Annotated in this window: 21 protein-coding genes and 1 tRNA gene; 15 read left to right on the forward strand and 7 right to left on the reverse strand. The window is 70.8% G+C overall.

What is annotated here, in order from left to right; all coding sequences use genetic code 11:
• The first annotated feature begins 266 nt into the window (after positions 1-266).
• The gene (locus tag ACIBTU_RS04675; RefSeq protein WP_399124420.1) at positions 267-1,667 is read left to right on the forward strand and encodes a hypothetical protein; all 1,401 of its coding nucleotides are present in this window, start codon (positions 267-269) and stop codon (positions 1,665-1,667) included.
• A gap of 74 nt (positions 1,668-1,741) precedes the next feature.
• On the opposite strand, the gene ACIBTU_RS04680 is transcribed toward ACIBTU_RS04675, so the two are convergent.
• Together ACIBTU_RS04680 and ACIBTU_RS04685 are read right to left on the reverse strand one after the other, a co-directional pair.
• On the reverse strand, positions 1,742-3,418 hold the full coding sequence (locus ACIBTU_RS04680; RefSeq protein ID WP_399124421.1) for a serine/threonine-protein kinase: 1,677 nt from the start codon (positions 3,416-3,418) through the stop codon (positions 1,742-1,744).
• A gap of 138 nt (positions 3,419-3,556) precedes the next feature.
• Positions 3,557-4,105, reverse strand: a complete 549-nt coding sequence (locus tag ACIBTU_RS04685; protein ID WP_188337979.1) for a DNA-binding protein — start codon at positions 4,103-4,105, stop codon at positions 3,557-3,559.
• A 183-nt stretch (positions 4,106-4,288) separates the two neighbouring features.
• On the opposite strand from ACIBTU_RS04685, the gene ACIBTU_RS04690 reads away from it, so the two are divergent.
• The 4 genes from ACIBTU_RS04690 (at position 4,289) to ACIBTU_RS04705 (ending at position 7,761) form a co-directional block, all read left to right on the forward strand.
• Positions 4,289-4,361: transfer RNA gene (locus ACIBTU_RS04690), tRNA-Ala, on the forward strand.
• A gap of 273 nt (positions 4,362-4,634) precedes the next feature.
• Positions 4,635-5,867, forward strand: a complete 1,233-nt coding sequence (locus ACIBTU_RS04695) for an argininosuccinate synthase-related protein (protein WP_399124422.1) — start codon at positions 4,635-4,637, stop codon at positions 5,865-5,867.
• Between the two features lie 49 nt (positions 5,868-5,916).
• Positions 5,917-6,660 (forward strand): 2OG-Fe dioxygenase family protein, encoded by a 744-nt coding sequence (locus tag ACIBTU_RS04700; protein WP_399124423.1) that lies wholly within the window; start codon positions 5,917-5,919, stop codon positions 6,658-6,660.
• Between the two features lie 51 nt (positions 6,661-6,711).
• The gene (locus ACIBTU_RS04705; RefSeq protein ID WP_399124424.1) at positions 6,712-7,761 is read left to right on the forward strand and encodes a DMT family transporter; all 1,050 of its coding nucleotides are present in this window, start codon (positions 6,712-6,714) and stop codon (positions 7,759-7,761) included.
• On the opposite strand, the gene ACIBTU_RS04710 is transcribed toward ACIBTU_RS04705, so the two are convergent.
• Positions 7,696-8,715 carry a LuxR C-terminal-related transcriptional regulator gene (locus ACIBTU_RS04710; RefSeq protein ID WP_399124425.1) on the reverse strand — a complete coding sequence of 340 codons (1,020 nt, stop codon included), beginning with the start codon at positions 8,713-8,715 and terminating at the stop codon, positions 7,696-7,698. The genes ACIBTU_RS04705 and ACIBTU_RS04710 overlap by 66 nt on opposite strands.
• Before the next feature lie 303 nt (positions 8,716-9,018).
• Here ACIBTU_RS04710 and ACIBTU_RS04715 point away from each other — a divergent pair, with 303 nt between their 5' ends.
• Both ACIBTU_RS04715 and ACIBTU_RS04720 read left to right on the forward strand, forming a co-directional pair.
• Complete coding sequence (locus tag ACIBTU_RS04715) at positions 9,019-9,192, forward strand: hypothetical protein (protein ID WP_399124426.1); 174 nt, start codon at positions 9,019-9,021, stop codon at positions 9,190-9,192.
• Positions 9,193-9,197: 5 nt separating this feature from the next.
• On the forward strand, positions 9,198-10,004 hold the full coding sequence (locus ACIBTU_RS04720; RefSeq protein WP_399124427.1) for a hypothetical protein: 807 nt from the start codon (positions 9,198-9,200) through the stop codon (positions 10,002-10,004).
• A gap of 118 nt (positions 10,005-10,122) precedes the next feature.
• Here ACIBTU_RS04720 and ACIBTU_RS04725 read toward each other — a convergent pair whose 3' ends face one another.
• Positions 10,123-10,827: a DUF5324 family protein gene (locus tag ACIBTU_RS04725; protein WP_399124428.1), complete on the reverse strand. Its 705-nt coding sequence runs from the start codon at positions 10,825-10,827 to the stop codon at positions 10,123-10,125.
• Positions 10,828-11,097: 270 nt separating this feature from the next.
• Here ACIBTU_RS04725 and ACIBTU_RS04730 point away from each other — a divergent pair, with 270 nt between their 5' ends.
• The gene (locus ACIBTU_RS04730; protein WP_399124429.1) at positions 11,098-11,625 is read left to right on the forward strand and encodes a peptidylprolyl isomerase; all 528 of its coding nucleotides are present in this window, start codon (positions 11,098-11,100) and stop codon (positions 11,623-11,625) included.
• Positions 11,626-11,722: 97 nt separating this feature from the next.
• Complete coding sequence (locus tag ACIBTU_RS04735) at positions 11,723-12,610, forward strand: rhomboid family intramembrane serine protease (RefSeq protein ID WP_399124430.1); 888 nt, start codon at positions 11,723-11,725, stop codon at positions 12,608-12,610.
• Between the two features lie 275 nt (positions 12,611-12,885).
• Here ACIBTU_RS04735 and crgA read toward each other — a convergent pair whose 3' ends face one another.
• Positions 12,886-13,143 (reverse strand): cell division protein CrgA, encoded by a 258-nt coding sequence (crgA, locus tag ACIBTU_RS04740; RefSeq protein ID WP_399124431.1) that lies wholly within the window; start codon positions 13,141-13,143, stop codon positions 12,886-12,888.
• Positions 13,144-13,296: 153 nt separating this feature from the next.
• Here crgA and ACIBTU_RS04745 point away from each other — a divergent pair, with 153 nt between their 5' ends.
• Genes ACIBTU_RS04745 through ACIBTU_RS04770 form a run of 6 tightly spaced genes read left to right on the forward strand, consistent with a single transcriptional unit; the run spans position 13,297 to position 17,647 of the window.
• Positions 13,297-14,103: a DUF881 domain-containing protein gene (locus ACIBTU_RS04745; RefSeq protein WP_399124432.1), complete on the forward strand. Its 807-nt coding sequence runs from the start codon at positions 13,297-13,299 to the stop codon at positions 14,101-14,103.
• A gap of 26 nt (positions 14,104-14,129) precedes the next feature.
• Positions 14,130-14,840 carry a class E sortase gene (locus tag ACIBTU_RS04750; protein ID WP_399124433.1) on the forward strand — a complete coding sequence of 237 codons (711 nt, stop codon included), beginning with the start codon at positions 14,130-14,132 and terminating at the stop codon, positions 14,838-14,840.
• Between the two features lie 23 nt (positions 14,841-14,863).
• Positions 14,864-15,043: a hypothetical protein gene (locus tag ACIBTU_RS04755; RefSeq protein WP_188341799.1), complete on the forward strand. Its 180-nt coding sequence runs from the start codon at positions 14,864-14,866 to the stop codon at positions 15,041-15,043.
• Entirely contained in the window at positions 15,040-15,687 is a 648-nt protein-coding gene (locus ACIBTU_RS04760) for an aminodeoxychorismate/anthranilate synthase component II (protein WP_399124434.1), read from the forward strand. Before ACIBTU_RS04755 ends, ACIBTU_RS04760 begins: the two co-directional genes overlap by 4 nt.
• Entirely contained in the window at positions 15,684-16,829 is a 1,146-nt protein-coding gene (locus ACIBTU_RS04765; protein ID WP_399124435.1) for a class E sortase, read from the forward strand. Before ACIBTU_RS04760 ends, ACIBTU_RS04765 begins: the two co-directional genes overlap by 4 nt.
• Positions 16,830-16,882: 53 nt before the next feature.
• Positions 16,883-17,647 (forward strand): class E sortase, encoded by a 765-nt coding sequence (locus ACIBTU_RS04770; protein WP_399124436.1) that lies wholly within the window; start codon positions 16,883-16,885, stop codon positions 17,645-17,647.
• 88 nt (positions 17,648-17,735) lie between these two features.
• Here ACIBTU_RS04770 and ACIBTU_RS04775 read toward each other — a convergent pair whose 3' ends face one another.
• Both ACIBTU_RS04775 and pknB read right to left on the reverse strand, forming a co-directional pair.
• Positions 17,736-18,797, reverse strand: a complete 1,062-nt coding sequence (locus ACIBTU_RS04775; RefSeq protein WP_399124437.1) for a restriction endonuclease — start codon at positions 18,795-18,797, stop codon at positions 17,736-17,738.
• A 247-nt stretch (positions 18,798-19,044) separates the two neighbouring features.
• Positions 19,045-21,033: a Stk1 family PASTA domain-containing Ser/Thr kinase gene (gene pknB / locus ACIBTU_RS04780; RefSeq protein WP_399124438.1), complete on the reverse strand. Its 1,989-nt coding sequence runs from the start codon at positions 21,031-21,033 to the stop codon at positions 19,045-19,047.
• Position 21,034 lies beyond the last annotated feature (1 nt).

Genomic DNA, 21,034 nt, shown 5'->3' on the forward strand with positions numbered 1-21,034 from the left:
GGTATTCACGGATGTGACGCCCCCGCTCGCGCAAGCAAAGTCGTGGCGCCGTGGCGGGATTGCTCCGCTGGGCGGACAGTGCGCGGGTGGGAACGGCAGGATGACCGTCCATGAGGGGACTCATGAGGCGGCCGGGGTTGCAGAGGCCATCGAGACCGTACGAGCGCGGTGGCCGGGCGCTGCGTAGTCGGACGCTGCGCAAGCGGGCGGTCGCGGTGGCCGCCGTGTTCGGTGCCTGCGCGGTACCGACCTTGCCCGGCGCCGCAGTGGCAGCACCGGCGTCCGGCGCCCCGTACGTCTACGCCCAGGGTGCCCGGCAGATCGGCGCGGCTGCGAGCAGCGCTGATGCGCAGCGGCTCACGGCCGGTGAGACGTACCGGAGCGCACTCGGTACGGGCGCGAGCGGCGTCGCCTACTACCGCGTCGAGCTGGACGGTGCCGCCGACGCGTACGCCTCCGTCGTCGCCGTGCCCCCGCTCGGCTCGTCGGTGAAGGTGGCCTACTCCGACGGGATCACCGTCTCGCTTCAGGACACCAAGGGGAATCGCTGCGACTCGGCGCGGGCCGGTTTCCGGTCCGGGGCCTACCCGCGGCCGATCGTCGCGGCCGCAGGGCGTCTCGTCCGGCCGGGTGGGCTGCGCTGCCAGTCGGCGGGGACGTACTACGTCGTCGTGGAGCGGGCTTCCGAGACGGCGTCGACGCGGGAGAAGTGGGGGCTGGAGCTGCGCGTCGTCACCGAGCCCGGCCTGGTCACGCCGGGCCCGAGCGCGGGGCCGACGACCTGGCCGTCCGGGTCCCCGTCCGCGGGCACGGCACCGGGTCCTGGCCGGCGGCGTGCGGGCGGCACCGGGTTCAACGACGCGAAGGCGCTGGACGACGGTGTGTGGACGGACCGGATCGGTCCGGGCCAGAGCCACTTCTACCGGGTCCCGGTGGACTGGGGGCAGCAGCTCTTCGTCGATGCCGAGCTGGGCAGTTCGGCGGGGGACGCGGGGCGCAGGGGATCCGTGCCGGGCGCGCTGGAAGTGGAGCTGTTCAATCCGGCCCGGGCGCAGGTCACGGCGGAACAGGCTGTGTACGCGGGTGAGCCGACCTCGGCGGGGTTCGACCCGCTGCCTCCTGTCGCCTACGAGAACCGGCGGCTCGTGCCGGACGACCAGGCGGCGATGCGGCTCGCCGGCTGGTACTACCTCGAAGTCACGCTCAACCCGGCGATGGCGCGGAAGTTCGGGGACAAGGCGTCCGACGTGACGCTGACGGTGAGGGTGGCGGGGGAGTCAGGGCGGGCTCCGGACTATGTGCGGGACCCGGGGGAGTTCCAGGTCACGGCGCAGGACCGGGCGGCGGCGCAGCGCGGGGACGGTGGCGCGGAGTGGGCGGACCTCGACGTGGGCGGGGACGGCGGCGGGGCCGGTGCCGGCGCCGGAGGGGAACGGTCAGGGGGCGGGTCTGCCGTGCCGACGGCCGCGGCCGGATCGGGGCGCGGTGACGGTGACGGGGCGGGCAGTGCAGGGTCCGCCGGGTCTGCCGCGTCTGCCGCTTCGGCGGAGAGCCGGCCGATGATGCGGGCCTTGGGCGTCGCGGGGGTGGGCACGGGCGCCGTGCTGGTGCTGTGGATGGGGATCTGGCGGGTGGTCGCGGTGCGGAGAGTACGAGTACGAGGCTGAGCCACGCGGGCCCCCATCGGAGCCTTGTTCCCTCATCACTCCTCTGACTCCTCTCCTGACTCCTCCGCGCCCGCTCATGGCTGGGCCAGGGCCCAGATTCCCACGGCGAAGCAGAGCGCGGCGACGAGGAGGACCGGGATCGCCACGGCTGGGGGCGGGCCCGGCTTGCGCCGTGGAGCTGCTGCCCGGGTTTCCCGAGGCTCGGGTCGAGGTCGGGGCTCAGGATGTGGAACCTCTTGGACGCGGGCGGTGTACAGAGAGTGACGGCCTTCTTCGTCCGGGACCACGGTGGTCACCGCAGGGGCCGGCTGAGGGGAGCGGTCGTGGAAGGTATGGGCGTGCGGTGGGGGCGGCGTGGGATCGGGCGGACGGAATCCCGTGCTGTCGGACTCGGGCTTGGCCTCGGCCTCGGGATTGGGTTCGGCGGCGCCGAGAGCCGCCCCGACCGACGGGGAGAGCACCGGCATCGGAGGCACAGGTGGTGGCGGTGGCGGGAGCGGCTCGTCGCGGGGCGACGGGGGCGGGAGATGGAAGCTGCCCGTCTCCGACATCAAGGGCCGGCCGGACTCGAACCCGGGCGCGGACCCAGGCCTGGACTCGGCGGCGGACGCGGACACGGACTCGGCTCCGGAATCCGGTTCTGGTTCCGGTACGGAGTGCGGGGGCGCGGGCTGTTTCGGGAGCGGCGGCGGTACTGGGGGTGGGGGTACGACGAGAGCAGGGGGTACGAGGGGCGCGGCGGGCATCACAGGGGCCGTGGGGGCGGCCGGCGTGGTCGGTACGGATGTGGAGGCCTCGCGCAGGTCGTCGGCCGCCTGAGGCCGTACGGGGCTTCCGGCGGCGTTCAGGGGGCGGGCCCTGCGCCCGCGTACGGCCGGCCCGTCGGGGCTGAACCCCGGGGGGAGCGGGCCGAGTTGGTCGAAGACCTCGATGAGCTCGTCGTCGGGGCCGGGCTCGGGCAGCAGCTCGGCGGCCGCGAGCAGCGCCTTGCGCGCCCCGGTGGCCGTGCGGAAGCGGGCCTCGGGGTCGGGCTGGAGCAGCCCGGCCAGGACGCCCCACAGCGGGCCAGGCACTCCGCGCGGAGCGCTGGGTGTGCCGCGCTCGGCGAAGTGCTCGATCAGGGCCTGGGCGTCGGGCTTGGCCCCTTCGAGGAGGTAGAGGGCGACGAGTCCCACGGCGAAGAGGTCCGCGGGGAAGTCCGGTTCGGCGCCCAGGGCTTGTTCGGGGGCGAACCAGCCGGGCGTCCCGACCACGTAGTCGGCCTCGGTCAGCCGCGGCTCGCCCTTGCGCATCGCGATGCCGAAGTCCGACAGGCGCAGATGCGGCAGGCCGGTGCCGGTCGCCTCGAGCAGGATGTTGGCGGGCTTGATGTCACGGTGGACGACGCCTTCCGCGTGCACGGCGGTGACGCCGGCCAGAAGCTGGTCGACGAGCACGCAGACGAACTCGGCCGGCAGGGGGCCGTAGTCGGCGACCAGATGCGCCAGCGAGCCGCCCGCGACCAGATCCATGGTGAACAGGACCTTGTCGTCGTCCGCGGCCCAGCTCGCCGGGGCCAGGACGTGCGGATGGTCGATGCGCAGGGCCTGCTCGCGCACGAAGCGGAGCAGCGTGTGGGCGTCGCTCTGCTGCAGGACCTTGGCCGCGACGTAGCGGCGGCGCCGGTGGTCCCAGGCGCGCCAGACCGCGCCCACTCCCCCGCGGCCGATCGGGTCGGCCAGTTCGTACCGGCCGGCGAAGACCTCACCCATGGTCGTGCGTCGCTCCCCTCCCGGGGCCGTGCGGGGCACGGGCCCTTCGGACGTCACGTAAGGTCCCCCGGTCCGCCCCGCGACCGCCGCCGGGGCGGGCGGTCACGAGGCGGTGGCCGGAGTCGGGCTCGCCCGGGGTCAGCTCTGGTGCGACTGGTAGTGGGCGACCGCGTCGGCGGTGCGGCCGGCGCCGTACACCCGGAGGAACTCTGCCAGTTCCGGGTGGGTGGGGGCGAGGGAGTCGGCGGCCTCGATGATGTCGCCGGCGGCGGACACGGAGCGCAGCAGCGACTGGATCTCACGCACCACGCGCTTCACCGTCGGGGCACCCGAACTGGACGTGGCCTGACCGGCGTTGCTGAGCACCGAACCCCCCTGGGACTTCTTGATCTCTTCCATGCGCTCGGTGGCCTCGACCGCACTCACGCTGCCGTCCGCGACCTGCCCCGCCAGGTCCTGCAGCAGCTGCACCCGCTGGACCACAGCCGGGTTGCCGATCTTGGCGCGCTGGCCGCTCATCAGCTGGGAGAGCATGGGTGCGGACAGGCCGAGCACGCCCGCGAGACGGGCCTGGTTCAGGCCGAGGTCCTCTATCAGCCGACGGAAGAGCGCCCCCAGCGGCTCCCCGTACCAGTTGCGCTGGAGCTCCCGTGCTCTCGCGGTAGCTTCCTGCTGTGCGGCGTCCATTGCGTCTCCCCATCGCTTCCCCAAGTACGGTGCTTCGCTGCCGCGAAGCACGTGGGGCATCTTACGGAGAGTGGTCGCCTGCCGGGACCCCCAATCCTTTTGCGGTATCCGGGGGGTGACCCGGTACTCTGGTCTGCGATGCCCGCCCGGAGCGCGAATCTTCCGGTGCGGTGTGTTGTTTTCGGGGCCTTAGCTCAGTTGGTAGAGCGCTGTCTTTGCATGGCAGATGTCAGGGGTTCGACTCCCCTAGGCTCCACTCGCATATACCCCTCTGATCTGCGGAAACGCGATGAGAGGGGTCTTTTTTTGTCCCGGTTTTCCGTATAGCCGTGCTGACGCGGTTGTACGGACGGGCGGCTTCGTGAGCCCGGGGGCTCGGGGGCCGGCGGTGTTTGCTGCCCCTGCTGATTCCGTGGTGCCCCCTGTGCCCGTGCTGAGGGGTGGCCCTCCCGTTCCAGGTGCGGTCATGGCCGGTGGCGGTCGGCGGAAACCGTTGTCCGTGACCCGCGCAGCCGCGAGGCTCGGTCACGTGATCAGCAATCTGGTTGGAGAAGACCTCCGTCCCCCGCTCGTCCGGTCCTTCGCGCAGCTCGCGTCGCTGGATCCGGACCGGCCCGTCGTCACCCTGTTCAGCGGTGGCCTGGACAGCTCGTACCTACTGCTGCGGCTGCGGCGGATGGGCGTCCGCGAGATCCACGCGGTGAGCATCGACATCGGCGAGGACGAGTCCTGCACCTACAAGCGCCAGGTGGCCGAGGCGCTCGGCGCCCGGATCCACATCCTCGACCGGCGGGAGGAGTTCGCCGCCCGGCACGTGGCACCCGCCATCGCCGCGCAAGCCGTCTACCTGGGCATCCATCCCGTGAGCTCCAGCCTCAGCCGCCCGCTCATCGCCCAGGCCGCGGTCGACCTCGCCCGCGACATCGGCGCACAGGCCGTACTGCACACCGCCAACCGCTCGCAGAACACGCTGCGCCGTCTCAACGGGGCGCTGGGCTTGCTCGGCTACGAGGGTGCCTTCGGCAGCCCGTACGACCTGGACCCGGTCACCCGGGAGCAGAAGCTGGCCGAGCTGGGCGAAGCGGGCGTCGGGCTACTGGCCGGGCGCATCGTCAGCGGCGACTCCAACCTGTGGTGCCGGGAGTTCGAGTCGGGCATCCTCGACGATCCCGAGCTGCACGAGGTGCCGGAGGAGATGTACACCTGGAGCAGGCCCACTGCCGCTCCTGGTGAGACGGAGCGCCTGACCGTGGCGTTCGAGCACGGCCTGCCGGTCGCCGTCGACGGCGTTCCCCTCGAGCTGACCGAGCTGATCGACCAGCTCAACCGGCGCGTCGGTGCGTACGGCCTCGGCCGCTACTCGGGCCTTGAACACCTCGACCACGGCGAGAAGGTCCTGGAGATCCGGGAGATGCCGGCCGCCTGGCTGCTCCTGAACACCTACCGGCACGTCGAGAGCGCCTGCCTGGATGCCGAACTCATCCGGGAGAAGCGGCACTTGGAGCAGGTGTGGACCCGGGAGGTCCTGGAGGGCCGCTGGTTCGGCGAACTGCGGCTGTCCGTCCAGGCATTCATCGACAGCTGCGCCGCCCGCACCACAGGGTCCGTGACCTGGCAGCTGCGCACCGGGGGAGCCGACACCCGGTCCATCAGCGCCCGCAGACCGCTCTATCTGCGCGACCGCGAGCTCTGGGAGGAGCACACGATCGCCGCCGAGTCCGCGCCGTTCGCCCCGCAGCCGGCACTGCTCGCCACCGTCTGACCCGGCAGACCGGACCGACGCCACCCCGCACTTCCTTCTGGAGCACCTCATGGCCACCGCCATCGCCCACCCCGTCGCCACCCACCCCGCCACCGCCGAGGCCGTCGAGGCCCTGACCGGCCCCGGTGGGCACCTGATCCCCGCCGCCGACTTCTCCGCGCTCGTCGGCGCGGACCCGGCCGAGTGGACCCGTTTCGCCCGGCACTGGGACGAGCTGACCCTCGACACCCACATGGCCGACGGCGGCACCTACCGCCACCGCCGCTACGGACAGTTCGACCTCGACCCGGCCGCCGCGGAACTCACGCTCCTGCCGCACGGGCCGTACCGCCAGGAGACCGACGTCAACCCGCTCAACGGCGGCGTCGAGCGGGTCTTCGACCCGCTGACCGAGTCCTTCGCCACCGACCCGCTGCTGCGCTCGGTCCTGGTCGAGCTCGGCCGGATCTTCAGCGCGGTCGACGGCACCACCGCGTGGAACGTGAAGCTCCACCCGTACCGCATCGCCGCGTCCGCCGACCAGACGGGTCAGCCCGCGCCCGAGGGGCGGCACCGCGACGGCGTCACCTTCATCACCTCGCTGGTGATCGGCCGAGCCAACGTGACCGGAGGCGAGAGCGGTGTGTACACCGACGAGGGCGAGCACCTCATGACCACTACGCTGTCCCGGCCCGGCGACATCCTGCTCGGCGACGACCGCCGCACGCTGCACTCGGTGACCCCGGTACAGCCGCGGGACCCCAGCCTCCCCGCGCACCGCGACGTCCTGGTGATCGCCTACACCGCGCGCTGACGCGTACTCCGTCCCCCTACGCCTGCTTTCCTGAGCCACCCGAGGAGCTCCATGCCCGCCGCCGCGCCCCGCCGTGCCTGGCTGACCGACCTGCCCGTCCTGCTGGTCGCGGTGGTCTGGGGGTCCAGCTACCTGGCCGCGAAAGAGGTCACCACCGCTCAGACCGTGCTCGCCGTTCTGGTCCTGCGCTTCGCGGTCGTCCTGCCCGCGCTCATCGTCGTCGGCCGGCGCAAGCTGCGCGCCATGGACCGCACACAGATACGCGGAGCGGCGACCCTCGGCCTCATCCTCGCCGGGATCTTCCTCCTGGAGACGTACGGCGTCGTGCAGACCTCGGCGACCAACGCCGGGCTCATCATCAGCCTCACCATGATCCTCACCCCGATCGCGGAGAGCAGGCTGCGGGGCACCCCGCTGCCCCGATCGTTCGTCGCGGCCGCCGCGCTCTCGGTGCTCGGCGTGGTGCTCCTCACCCAGGGCGCCGGCTTCACCGAGCCGTCCCTCGGCGACCTGCTGATGCTGGGCGCCGCGGTCGCCAGGACCGTGCACGTCCTCGCGATGTCCCGGATGAAGTCCGCGCAGGGCGCTGACTCCCTGTCCATGACCACGGTCCAACTCTCCGCCGCGGTCCTGGTGTTCGCGCTGCTCAGCGCGGTGCCCGGCACCGGAACCACGCCCTGGAGGGCCGCCGCGGACCTCAGCGCGGCGGGCTGGCTGGGGTTGCTCTACCTGTCCGCCTTCTGCACCCTGTTCGCCTTCTTCGTGCAGATGTGGGCCGTGCGGCGCACCTCCCCGTCCCGGGTCAGCCTGCTGCTCGGCACCGAGCCGGTGTGGGCCGCGGTCGTCGGCATCACGCTCGCCGGCGACCGGCCGGGCTGGCTCGGACTCGCGGGCGCCGTCCTCGTCCTCGTCGGTACGTGGTGGGGCCGCACGGCGGCCGAGCCCGCACCGAAGGCGGAGCCCGAAGAGCCTGCCGCGGCAGCCGCGGCGCAGACCACCGCCGGGCCCGCACCGAAGCCCGAGAGTGCCCTCGGATCAGTCGTCGAGCCAGCCGGAGCGGACGGCACACACCCCGGCCTGGAACCGGCTCGCCGCGCCTAGCCGTTCGGACAGCTCGGCGACTAGGCGGCGGACCGTGCGTTCGGACAGGCCCAACTTGCGGGCCATCGCCTCGTCCGTGAGGCCACCCGCCAGCATCCGCAGCAGTTCGCGGTGGCGGCCCGACGGCAGCCAGCCGCTCCCGTCGTCCGGCCGGTCCGGCTCGTCATGGGCGTCGGCGAGCAGACTCGCCGACGCCCAGCAGTGCTCGAAGATCTCCCGGAACACCCCGACGAGGGTCTCGCCGCGAAGGACGAGGGCCGCGATCTCCTCGTCGTTGCCGTCCGCGGGTCTGGGCGCGGGCACGATGGCCGACGAGCGGTCCAGCACGATCAGCCGCAGAGGAAGGGTGTGCGCGGTGCGCACCTGCGCACCCTCGGCGTTCAGCCGCCGCAGGTACGAGGTCATGTGCGGTACAGCGGCCACGGCCCCCAGATGGATCGTGCGGATGCGCACGCCGCGGCCGAGGGCGAGCCGGTCGCGCTCCAGGCCCGCCTCGATCATCTCGGTCGGCAGCGCGCGGCCGGGGTGCAGTGAGAGCACCTCGTCCTCGACCCGCTGCGAGGCGTCCTCCAGCGCGGCGGACACGTTCGCCGCCCCCGTCACCACCTCCAACTGGGCGTCGAGCAGGCCACGGACGCGCAGCGGGTGGAAGTCCACCACGAGCCGGTCGAGGGCCGCCCGGGTCTGCCGCATGGCGTCGAGGTAGGCGCCGGTACTGCGATCCTCCTCGAGCAGGAGGTTGCGCAGCGCGGTGTCGGGCGAGAGCGCGGTCCACCCGCTCCTGGTGTCGGACGACGGTGTGAACAGACCCAGTTCGCCCAGCAGCTGGAGTGCCTCCGCGAACTCGGTGCCGTTCCAGCCCCGCGCCTCGACGAGCGCCTCGGGATGCCAGTCGGCCGCGTCCAGCGCCGCCCGGTAGATCTCCCGCGCCCGCGCGCGTACGACGTCCTCCACCTGAACCCCCCCCTTGCGCGCACGGTGGGGAGCCCAGGGGTCCCGTTCCGTGACGCGGCCCCAATGCCTGCCAAGATCCTAAAGAGCCGATTCTCCCCCTGCCAGGCATGGTTCGCCATGCGGACGGGGGCTGAACGCTACGGGCGTTCGTCGAGCCTCACGGGCAGATCGAGGCGTGGAGACGGCGGCGCGGGTCCGCTCCAGGCCATGGCCGGACCCGGAACCCGTCAGGCGTAGCCACAGATCACCCCGCCGGAACATGCTGGGCGCACACCCATCGAGCCCCGTTCCAGGAGGATTCCTGTGCCTGCTGCCCAGACTGCCGCCCGCACGCGCCGCCCGTACGCCTTCCGCGGGCTGCTCACCGTACTCGTCGCCGCCCTCGCCCTCGGCGGTGCGGTGGCGGCCGGCGCCGACGCCGGTCAGCGGGATGCGGTGGCCACGGCCGCATCCGGTGACTCGCTCATCTGGGGCTGACCTCCGTGCCGGCACCTCGCGTCGCCGTCATCGCCCCGCTCACCGGGCCGCGCGCGGCCTGGGGTGCGGTCCTGCTCCGCGAACTGGCCCGGGTGCGGGCCACCCGGCCGGGCGCCGTCGACTGGCAGGTGCACGACGAGACCCCGGACGTGGCCGCCACGGTCGTCGGCCTCGGCTACACGGCGGTCCTCGGACACAGCGACCCCGCGATCACCGTGCGCGCCCGGAAGACCTACCAGGCGGCAGGGCTGCCGAGCCTGCTCCCCTTCGTCCACGCCGGACCGCCCGCCCTGAGCTGGGCCCCTGACGACGCCGCCCTCGCCTCCACGATCGCCCTGGCCGCGGCCGCGCTCGGCACCGGCCTCACGGTCGTCCGCGATGACGGGCCCTACTGGGCCGCGCTCGCCGACCGGGTCACCGCGGAGGCCACCGCCATGGGCCTGGGGCCGGACGGCGTGCCCGCGGTCCTCGCGCCGCAGGAGCGCTTCTCGGCACTCAGGCCGCCCACGGCCGGGCCCGTGCTCGCCCTCGCCGAGTGCGGCCTCGCCTCCTTCTTCGCCCTCCGCGATGCGGCGGCGGATCAGGACGTATGGGCCGTCCACCCGCACACCTGCGCCCCGCGCCGCGCCTGGACAGCGGTGACGGCCCTCGCCCAGGCCTTGGAGACCGCCCTGTCGGGCCCGGCCCTGACCACCGCGATCCGCGCCCGCTCGGCGGCCCTCCTCGCCGCCCGCGGCGGAATCCTCGGCGAGGGGTGGCGCGTCTCGCGCGTACGAGAGGTGTGCGTGCCCGGCCGGTCGTGCACGCGATGAACGCGGCCCCGACCCGGTGGCGAGGGTGACGTTCCACCCGAAGAGCCCCTCAGGCCCGGTCGTACAGACCGGGCCCGAGGGGCTCATGTGTGTCCGGGCGGACCCGGAGGGCGTGGTCTCAGCGGCCCTCGGGGGGACCGTCCTCCGCCTCGGCTTCCGCCTGCTTGGCCTGGACCTCGGGGTCGAGGTGGGACTGGCCGCTGCCGTCGACCGAGGAGAGCGGAGCGCTGTCGGGGACCTCGGTGGCCGCGGGGGGCTCGACCAGCCAGTCCGGGTTGGCCTGCTTGTCCCACCACTTCCACGCGGCGAACGCTCCGCCGGCCAGGAGGCCGATCAGGGCGATGCCCTTGAGGGCGCGGCGGCCGCGGTGACGGCGCTCGTGCTTGCGGGCCAGGGCGCGGATCTCGTCCGCCGAGACCTGGCTGCGCAGGGCGGCGAGGGCGGCGGCGCTACGGGCACCGGCCTCCTCGGCGACGGGCTGGGCGGCGGCGACGGCCTGCTCGATACGGGGCTTCGAATAAGCGGCGGCCTGCTGGGCGGCCCGGCGGGTGCGTGCGGCGGCCTCGTGGGCGGCCAGGTCGACCTTCGGCGGTACATGCGTGCGCGCCTGCTCCAGGCGCGGGGCGAGGTGGGCGTCGTACTGGACGCGCGCCTGCCGGGCGGCCTGTGAGAGGTGCGGGGCGAGCGCGACGCGGGCGTCGTGCGTGTACTGGGCGGCCTTGTCCTTGGCCGTCTCGGCGTAGGGCGCCACCACGTCCGCGGCGTGCAGCACGCTGTCCTTCGCCGAGCCGGTCGCGGCGCGCACGCTGTCGATGCGGGTCACGTGATCCTCCTCCTCGGTGGCGTACAGGTTTTTCACCTTTCCACCCTTTTGCGGATCATGCCTGCCAGAGGCGGCAATGCGGTGGTAACGCGCGGAAAGGGGCTTGCCGACGACAATGCCACGGATCCCGGCGGGACGCGCCCGGTCGGCAGTGGACCAGTGGGGTTTTTCCGCCGGAAACCCCCGCACAACCCTGACAGTCGAGCGGGCGCCGGGGTGCCGGTGCCGTGCGAGGATCGGGAGGGCACAGGAGACGACGGAAGGCAGATCGTGGCCGAGCAGCTTTATGCCACCCTCAGGACCAATCAGGGCGACATCGAGGTCCGGCTGCTGCCGAACCACGCACCGAAGACGGTCAAGAACTTCGTGGAGCTCGCCAAGGGCGAGCGTGAGTGGACGAACCCCGAGACCGGCGAGGTCTCCACGGCCCCCCTCTACAACGGCACGGTCTTCCACCGGGTGATCAGCGGCTTCATGATCCAGGGCGGGGACCCGCTGGGGAACGGGACGGGCGGGCCGGGGTACCAGTTCGCGGACGAGTTCCACCCCGACCTGGCGTTCAACAAGCCGTACCTGCTGGCGATGGCCAACGCGGGCCCGGGGACGAACGGCTCGCAGTTCTTCATCACCGTCTCCCCGACCGCCTGGCTCACCCGCAAGCACACGATCTTCGGCGAGGTCGTCGACGACGCCAGCAAGAAGGTCGTGGACACCATCGCCACCGCGCAGACCAACCCGCGCACCGACCGCCCGCTGAGCGACGTGGTCATCGAGTCCGTGGTCGTCGAGACCCGCTAGCTCGCCGCCGGGCCGTGTCTTCGGCCTCAGGGAACCTTTTCGCCCCGCTCGTCCGTAAGGATGGGCGGGGCCGCTTCACCTGAGGGGACGGACCGACATGGCCGACACGCACCAGGACGGAGAAGGACTGCCCGGCTGCTACCGGCATCCGGACCGTCCCACCGGGGTCCGCTGCACGCGCTGCGAGCGGCCCATCTGCCCGGAGTGCATGGTCAGCGCCTCCGTGGGATTCCAGTGCCCGGAGTGCGTACGGAGCGGTTCGGGAACCGGGCACCGACCCACCGCGACACGGCCGCGCACGCTGGCCGGCGGCACCGTCGCCGCCGACCCGCACCTCGTCACCAAGGTTCTGATCGGGGTATGCCTGGCGGCCTTCGTCGTTCAGCTGTCGGGCGGGTTCGGCGATCGCTTCACCGACCGCTTCGAGATGCTGGGGCTCGCCCCGGTGCCCGGATTCACCACCCCGCAAGGCGTCGCCGAAGGGCAGTGGTACCGCCTGGTGACCGCGATGTTCCTGCACGGTGGCTTTGTCCACATCGCCTTCAACATGCTGAGCCTGTGGTGGATCGGCGGCCCGCTCGAGGCGGCCCTCGGCCGGGCCCGGTATCTCGCGCTCTACTTCGTCTCCGGGCTCGCGGGCAGCGCCCTCAGCTATCTGCTCGCCGCGCAGAACGAGCCCTCCCTGGGCGCCTCCGGAGCGATCTTCGGCCTCTTCGGCGCGACGGCCGTCCTCATGCGGAGGCTCAACTACGACCTGCGGCCGGTCATCGCGCTGCTGGTGATCAATCTGATCTTCACGTTCAACCCGGCGTTCAACATCGCCTGGCAGGCCCACATCGGTGGTCTCGTGGGCGGCCTGGTCGTCGGGTACGGGATGATTCACGCCCCGCGGGAGCGCCGCGCCCTTGTGCAGTACGGGGTGTGCGCACTCGTGCTGCTGGCCGTCGTGGGGACGGTCGTCGTGCGGACCGGGCAGCTCACTTGAGCTCAGTCCTCCACCGATGTTGACCGCCGTTGTCCACAGCGTGTGCCGGATCTTGTGCATGTCGTGGGGGACGACTGCGCCCCCTGCCGCTGACCTGGGTTTTCCCAGGAAGGGCAAGGGGCGAACAGATGGTCGACCGTAACCTCGCCGGTCACACCGGCGTCAATCCCGGACTGGTTATCCACAGATCGTCTGACCTTTTCCCCATGTGGAAAACCTGTGGATAACTCAGTGGAAGGCTCAGTGGAAAGCTCGGGCCGAAGCCGGTCCCGGGCTTACTTCCACTGCGTGGAGACGGCGAATCCGGCGGCGATGAAACCGAAGCCGACGACGATGTTCCAGTTGCCCAGGGCATCGAGCGGCAGTGACCCGTTGCTCACGTAGAACACGACGATCCAGGCGAGTCCGATGAGGAACATCGCCAGCATCACCGGGGCCACCCAGCCGCGGTTGGTCAGCTTGACGTTCGTCGCCTGCTTCGACGCCGGCGGCGGGGTGTAGTCGGCCTTCTTGCGGATACGTGACTTCGGCACGAGGGTCTCTCCTGTCGATGCGCTGCGTGGCCGCGCAGGGGACGTGGACGGGCTCCGGAGCAGCGTACAAGCGGAACTTCAACGGAATCTGAGTGCTCCCCCGGGCGTCCGTTAGCGTAGTGCTTCCGCGGCGTCGAAGGAGATAAGGGTACGTTGAGCAATTCTGCCGACCCCCGGAACGAGCCCGGTGCCGACCTCGACCACAGTGGCGGCACCGGTTCCGCCCGTGGCCGTTTCCGGCCCGTGAGGCTGCTCACTGTGGGCGTTTTCGCCCTTGCCGGGCTTATTTTCTTCACCAGCTTCAATACGGCCAAGGGCACCAATATCCGTACGGATGCGTCCCTTCTGAAGCTCTCCGATCTCATTCAGGAGCGCAGCCACAAGAACAAGGAACTGGAGGAGGGGAACGGCGGCGTCCGCGACGACGTCGAGGCCCTCGCCGAGCGCGACGACGGTTCCACCTCCGCCGAGGACAAGAAGCTGGACGCGCTGGAGAAGGCGTCCGGCACCAAGAGGCTGAAGGGCGAGGCCGTCTCCGTCACCCTCGACGACGCCCCGCCGAACGCGACCGCCAAGCTCCCCGGCTACCCCGAGCCGCAGCCCAACGACCTGGTCATCCACCAGCAGGACCTCCAGGCCGTGGTGAACGCCCTGTGGAAGGGCGGTGCCCAGGGCATCAAGGTCATGGACCAGCGGCTGATCTCCACGTCCGCCGTGCGCTGCGTCGGCAACACCCTGATCCTTCAGGGCCGCGTCTACTCGCCGCCCTACAAGATCACCGCGATCGGCGACCCGGACGAGCTGAAGCAGGCCGTCGCCGCCTCCCCGGAGATCCAGAACTACATGCTCTACGTCAACGCGTACGGGCTCGGCTGGAAAGTCGAGGACGACGGGGCGGTGACTCTTCCCGGTTACTCGGGCACAGTGGATCTCCATTACGCGAAGCCCGTCAGCCAGTAGCCGCCATAAGACACCGGGGGGTGTCGGTGCGAGTCGTCGTCCGGACGTTCAGCGAGCTGTGCATCACGGTCGGTGCCGCGATCGTGCTGTTCGTCGTCTACGTACTGTTCTGGACCGGTGTGAAGGCCGACAGTGCGATGAGCCACCAGATCGACGACCTCCAGGACGAGTGGGCGCGCAGACCCGTCGCCACCGCCTCCCCCGATCCCGGCCCGGCGCCCGGCGAGGAGTCCGCGGACACCTCGCCGCCCGAGCCGGCCGCGTACCGGGACGGCAAGCCGTTCGCCGTGATGTACATCCCGCGGTTCGGTTTCACGTGGAACAAGCCCGTGCTGCAGAACACGGAGGTCGGCACCCTCAAGAAGGGCCTCGGCCACTACACGGGCACCGCCCGGCTGGGGCAGAAGGGCAACTTCGCGGTCGCCGGCCACCGGCGCACGTACGGCGACCCCTTCAAGGACTTCCCCAGGCTGCGGCCCGGTGACGAGGTCGTGCTCACCGACGGCACGACCTGGTTCACGTACGTCATCGACACCAAGCCCTACAAGACGCTGCCCAGCGACGTCGGGGTGATCGACCCCGTGCCGGGCAAGTCCGGGTACAAGGAACCGGGGCGCTATCTGACGCTCACGACGTGCGAGCCGGAGTGGGGACACAGCCACCGGCTCATCGTCTGGGCGCATCTTGATGCCACTCAGCCTGTGGAGGCCGGGAAACCGGAAGCGTTGCGCCGTTAGTCTGGTGCGCGTACGAAGACGGCGTGGAAGGAGCGACCGGCATGTACGGCTGGATCTGGCGGAATCTGCCGGGCAACGCGTGGGTGAGGGCGCTGATCTCGATCGTGCTCGTCCTCGCGGTCGTCTACGTCCTCTTCCAGTACGTCTTCCCCTGGGCCGAGCCGCTGCTGCCCTTCAACGATGTGACGGTGAACGGCCAGTGAGCACGCGAAAGACCCGCATCCTCGTCGTCGACAACTACGACAGCTTCGTCTTCAACATCGTCCAGTACCTGTACCAACTGGGCGCGGAGTGCGAGGTGCTGCGCAACGACGAGGTGACGACCGCGCACGCGCAGGACGGCTTCGACGGGGTGCTCCTGAGCCCCGGCCCGGGCGCCCCCGAGCAGGCGGGCGTCTGTATCGAGATGGTCCGGCACTGCGCCGACACGGGCGTCCCGGTCTTCGGGGTCTGCCTCGGCATGCAGTCCATGCAGGTCGCGTACGGCGGCGTCGTGGACCGCGCGCCGGAGCTGCTGCACGGCAAGACCTCCCTGGTGCGGCACGAGGGCAAGGGCGTCTTCAAGGACCTGCCCGACCCGTTCACCGCGACGCGGTACCACTCGCTGGCCGCCGAGCCGGACACCGTGCCGGACGTCCTCGAGGTCACGGCCCGCACCGAGGACGGCATCATCATGGGCCTGCGCCACCGTGAACTGCCGGTGGAGGGCGTCCAGTTCCACCCCGAGTCCGTGCTGACCGAGCACGGGCACCTGATGCTGGCGAACTGGCTGGCGGAGTGCGGCGACGCGGGCGCGCCGGCCAGATCGGCGGGTCTCGCGCCCGTCGTGGGCAGGGCCTCGGCGTGACCGAACTGCGCCCCGACGACCCTCTCGGCGGTCCGTTGCCGGGGCAGCAGGGGCAGCAGGGGCAGCAGCACCCGTCACCGTGGTTCCGGTCCACGGGCGCTCCGGAGCAGCAGCAGCCGGTCCAGCAGCCCGCGCCGGAGCCGGAGCCCGAGTGGTACGCCCCCGAGGGCTACGCCGAGGACTGGTACCCGGAGCCGGATCTCCGGGCGCCGGACCCGCAGACGCCCGTCCAGACGCCCGTACGGGACGACGAAACGGTTGCTCTGCGCACGGCCGACACCCGGCGCGCGGCGGAGCCCGTCGTCACCGGCGGCCGTGCAGCGCGCAGGAAGGCCGCCAGGAAGGGCGCAGGGAAGGGCGGAGGGCGCCATGCGGGTGGCGCGGCTCCCGCGCCCGCCGCGGACCCGGAGAAGCCCGACGACAGGCCCCTCACGCGCGTCGAGGCCCGCCGCGCCGCCCGGGCCGCGCGCCCGAGCGCCGGCGTGCTGGCCAGCCGCGCCATCGGTGAGGTCTTCATCAGCCTCGGCGTCCTCATGCTCCTGTTCGTCACCTATCAGCTCTGGTGGTCGAACGTGCGGGCCCACAACATCGCCGGCGACGCCCGCAGCCACCTCGAGGAGGACTGGGCCAACGGCAAGGGCAAGCCCGGGACCTTCGAGCCGGGCCAGGGCTTCGCGATCCTGCACATCCCGAAGCTGGACGTCGTCGTGCCGATCGCCGAGGGCATCAGCAAGCCCAAGGTGCTCGACCAGGGCATGGTCGGCCACTACGACAAGGACAGCATCCCGACGGCGATGCCCGACGCGAAGCGCGGGAACTTCGCGATCGCCGGGCACCGCAACACGCACGGCGAGCCGTTCCGCTACATCAACCGCCTCGAGCCCGGCGATCCGATCGTCGTCGAGACGCGCGACAAGTACTACGTCTACAAGATGGCGAGCATCCTGCCGCAGACGCCGCCGTCGAACACCGCGGTGATCGACCCGGTACCCGCCGGGTCCGGTTTCACCAAGCCCGGCCGGTACATCACACTGACCACCTGTACGCCGGAGTTCACCAGCACCTATCGGATGATCGTCTGGGGCAAGATGGTCGAGGAGCGGCCGCGCGGCAAGGGCATGCCGGACGCCCTCGTCGACTAGGGCGCACCGGCGGCGGGCATCACGGGCACGGCACAGGACGGGGCGATCAGTCAGTGGCAGCGACGACCGGCCGCGAGAGCGACCACGAGCAGGACGCGGAGCGCGACAGCGCCCCCGAGTCACCCGCATCCCCGCCGCCGCCCCGCAGGGGCCGGATCGCGGCGGCCGTCAGCGTCTTCGGCGAACTCCTCATCACCGGGGGCGTGATCCTCGGCCTGTTCGTCGCGTACTCGCTGTGGTGGACGAACGTGATGGCCGACCGCCAGGCCCACAAGCAGGGGAACAAGGTCCGCGACCACTGGGCCGCGGACAAGGGCCCCGGCGCGCTCGACACCAAGGACGGCATCGGCTTCCTGCACGTCCCCGCCCTGGGCAAGGGCGAGGTCCTCGTCGAGAAGGGCACCTCGAGCAAGATCCTCAACGACGGTGTGGCCGGCTACTACACGGACCCCGTGAAGGCCGTTCTGCCCACCAGCGGCAAGAAGGGCAACTTCTCGCTCGCCGCGCACCGCGACGGCCACGGCGCCAAGTTCCACAACATCGACAAGATCGAGAAGGGCGACCCGGTCGTCTTCGAGTCGAAGGACAAGTGGTACGTCTACAAGGTCTTCGACATCCTTCCCGAGACCTCGAAGTTCGACGTGGACGTCATCGACCAGGTGCCGAAGCAGTCCGGTGCGAAGAAGCCCGGGCACTACATCACCCTGACGACCTGCACGCCCGTCTACACCTCCCGCTACCGGTACGTGGTGTGGGGCGAGCTGGAGCGCGTCGAGAAGGTCGACAGCGAGCGCACACCTCCGAAGGAACTGCGGTAGTCGAGGGTGGGTGCCCCCTAACATGAGTGCGGGCCCGAAGCCGCAACTTGCCTTTGCGGCTTCGGGCCCTTGCGTGGGCAGATCTGGCCTACTCGAGAGCCTTCAGCGGGGTGCCGGTGCTCCACTCGTCCAGCATTCCGCGGTGTACGACTGCGACACCTCCTTCTCCGGCGATGGTGAGTGCGTCAGGCGTGAACGGACATGTGGCCACGAAGAGCGCGATGTCGCAGGAGTGCAGGACTTTGGAAGCACCGATGAACTTCTGGATCTCGGGGCTCGTGATCGAGAGGTAGGGCGCGAACCTCTTGCACTGGACGGCAACGCGCCGGCCGTCCGAGGTGCGTGCGGTGATGTCGACGCCGCGATCTCCTCTGCCGCCCTTTACGACGACGTCGACGCAGCCGTCGCGTCGGAGTAGCGAGGCAACGTGCTCCTCGAACTGGCGACCAGTCATAGCATCCATTGCCGCCATGGCTTTGGTGACTGGGAGTTGTGCCTCGGCCCCTTCCAGCTTGCGGAGGCGGGTTTGGTGCTGGCGGAGGCGGCGCTCGATGTGCTGGACTCCGGCTCGCAGTGAAAGCAACTCTCGGTGGTGCTCGCTGGATGTTTCGATCAGGGCGTTGAACATGGGGACAACAGTCTGGCTCAGTGTCTGTGCGATGCGCTGATCGATCCGGGCGTCGAGCGAAACGGCGTCCGTGGGGGCGGTGTGCTCGATGGGATGTCCGGCGGGCTGGGTGCGGGCCAGGTACTCCATGTCGAGGAGGTAGGCGCGGACGCGCCGGGCGACCTCGCTGTCGCGCAGGAGCATGGCGATGTTGAGGACAGCGCGGCGGGAGTAGACGGTGAGGCTGCGCCGGGCCTGTGGATTGCTTCCCATCGAGAGTGACACGTTGTCACTCTCGAATGTGCGCAGGTCAGCGCCGCGCAGTACGACCATGCCATTGCCGCTCAGCTCTTCCCGGTGCCGTTTGGCCAGCTGGCGGATGGTCTCGACCGCGACTTCGAAGTACGCCGCCATCATGGCTGTCGTCACGTGCATGCCGTCTGGCAGAAGTGACAAGGCCTTGACCTTGTCGAGTACGTCCGTCCGGTCCATCACGTTGCCGCGTAACGTCTTCGACTCCAGAAGAGCCGATTCGTTGATCACTGGGGATCCTCTTCCACTCGTGGAACTGGGAGCAGGCGCAGGGCTGTTGACGAACTGCGCCTCACCCGGATAACTCGTCGGCTCATGTGAAGTTACGAGCGGCATTTGCCTCGATGTGCGAAGGGGAGTTCGGACGGGTGCGGCTCCTTCCGTGCTCGCCGTCCGAACTGACGCCACGGAACATACGAGAGGGCCCCGGCCCCCCTCACAGGGGGGCCGGGGCCCTCTCGTATGTGTCGCGGGCGGGTCAGCCGTCGCCGAGGCCGCCGAAGAGGCCGCCTCCGTTGTTGCCGTTGCCGCCACCGCCGGGCGCCGTCACCAGGGTGATGGTGTCGCCCTTGTTGATCGGGCTGTTCGCGCCGGGCTGGCTGCCCATCACGACCGCGTTGTCGTCACCCGGGGAACCCGCCGCCAGCTGGACGTTGAGCCCCATGTCGGAGAGCTGCTTGCGCGCGTCCTTCAGCTTCTTGCCCCCGAGGTCGCCGGGGACGGTCAGCTGCTCGGCCGCCTTGGCGACCTTCAGGGTCACCGTGGAGCCCGGCTCCGCCTCGGAGTTCGCCGCGAGGCTCTGGGCGAAGACCTTGCCCGCCTCGACGCCGGTGGTCTCCTCCTCGGTGCAGGTCGCCACCAGCTTGTTCGACTTCAGCGTGGCCGTGGCCTGCTCACAGGTGAGGTTCTTCGCGGAGGACACGTCCGGGACGACGACCGTCTGCTTCTCCGTGGCGACGGTCAGGGTGATCGCGGTGCCCTTCTCGACCTTGCCGCTCGGCGGGTCCTGCTTGATCACCAAGCCGGGCTTGCGGTCCGACTCCTCGGACTCCCGCGAGATGTTCGTGAAGCCCTTGCTCTTCAGGTCGGCCTCGGCCTCGGCGTACGGCAGCCCCGTGACGTCCGGGATCGTCAGCTTCGGCGCGCCCGTCGACATGCGGAGGGTGATCGTCTCGCCCTTGTCGACCTTGCCGCTCTTCGGATCCTGCTCGCAGACCGTGTTCTTCGGGCTGTTCTGGCAGGCCATCGGCTCGCCCTTGACGACCTTGAGGTCGACGCGGTCCGCCTTCTCCTTGGCGTCCGGGAAGCTCTCGCCGACCAGGCTCGGCACCTCGACCTGGCCGTCGCCGCTGCCGCCGCTGGTGAACCACTTGCCGATCAGGACGGCGCCGACGAGCACCAGGATGCCCGCCGCGACGAGAAGGATCGTGGACGTGTGGCTCTTGCCCTGCTTGCGCCGGCCGCCGCGGGGTTCGTCGTAGCCGTAGCCGCCGTCGTCCGGGTTGACCGGGGGCAGCATCGAGGTCGGGGCCGCGCCGCCGTTCTGCGGGCGCAGCATGGCCGTCTGCTGGTCGTCCGGGTGGCCGCCGTAGCCGACCGCGCCCATGGACGCGGTGGCCGCGACGGGCTGGCCGTCGAGGCAGGCCTCGATGTCGGCCCGCATCTCGTCGGCCGACTGGTAGCGGTAGTCCGGGTCCTTGACCAGGGCCTTCAGGACGATCGCGTCCATCTCGGGCGTGATCTCGGGGTCGAAGACCGACGGGGCCTGGGGCTCTTCGCGCACGTGCTGGTACGCGACCGCGACCGGGGAGTCACCGACGAACGGAGGGCGGACCGTCAGCAGCTCGTAGAGGAGACAGCCCGTCGAATACAGGTCCGAGCGGGCGTCGACCTGCTCGCCCTTGGCCTGCTCCGGCGAGAGGTACTGGGCGGTGCCGATGACCGCGGACGTCTGCGTCATCGTCATGCCGGAGTCGCCCATGGCGCGGGCGATGCCGAAGTCCATGACCTTCACCTGTCCGGTGCGGGTCAGCATGACGTTGGCCGGCTTGATGTCGCGGTGGACGATCTGGGCGCGGTGCGAGTACTCGAGGGCCTGGAGGATGCCGATGGTCATCTCCATGGAGCGCTCGGGCAGCAGCTTGCGCCCCGAGTGCAGCAGCTCGCGCAGCGTGGATCCGTCGACGTACTCCATCACGATGTACGGGATGGAGATGTTGTCGACGTAGTCCTCGCCGGTGTCGTACACCGCCACGATCGCGGGATGGTTGAGCGAGGCGGCCGACTGGGCCTCCCGGCGGAACCGGGCCTGGAACGACGGGTCGCGCGCGAGGTCAGCCCGCAGCGTCTTCACCGCCACGGTGCGGCCGAGCCGGGTGTCATGCGCGAGGTAGACCTCCGCCATGCCACCACGGCCGAGCACCTGGCCCAGCTCGTACCGGCCGCCGAGGCGACGCGGCTCTTCCATG

The organism is Streptomyces sp. NPDC050145 (genome assembly GCF_044460245.1).
In the GTDB taxonomy this organism is placed as follows: Bacteria; Actinomycetota; Actinomycetes; order Streptomycetales; family Streptomycetaceae; genus Streptomyces.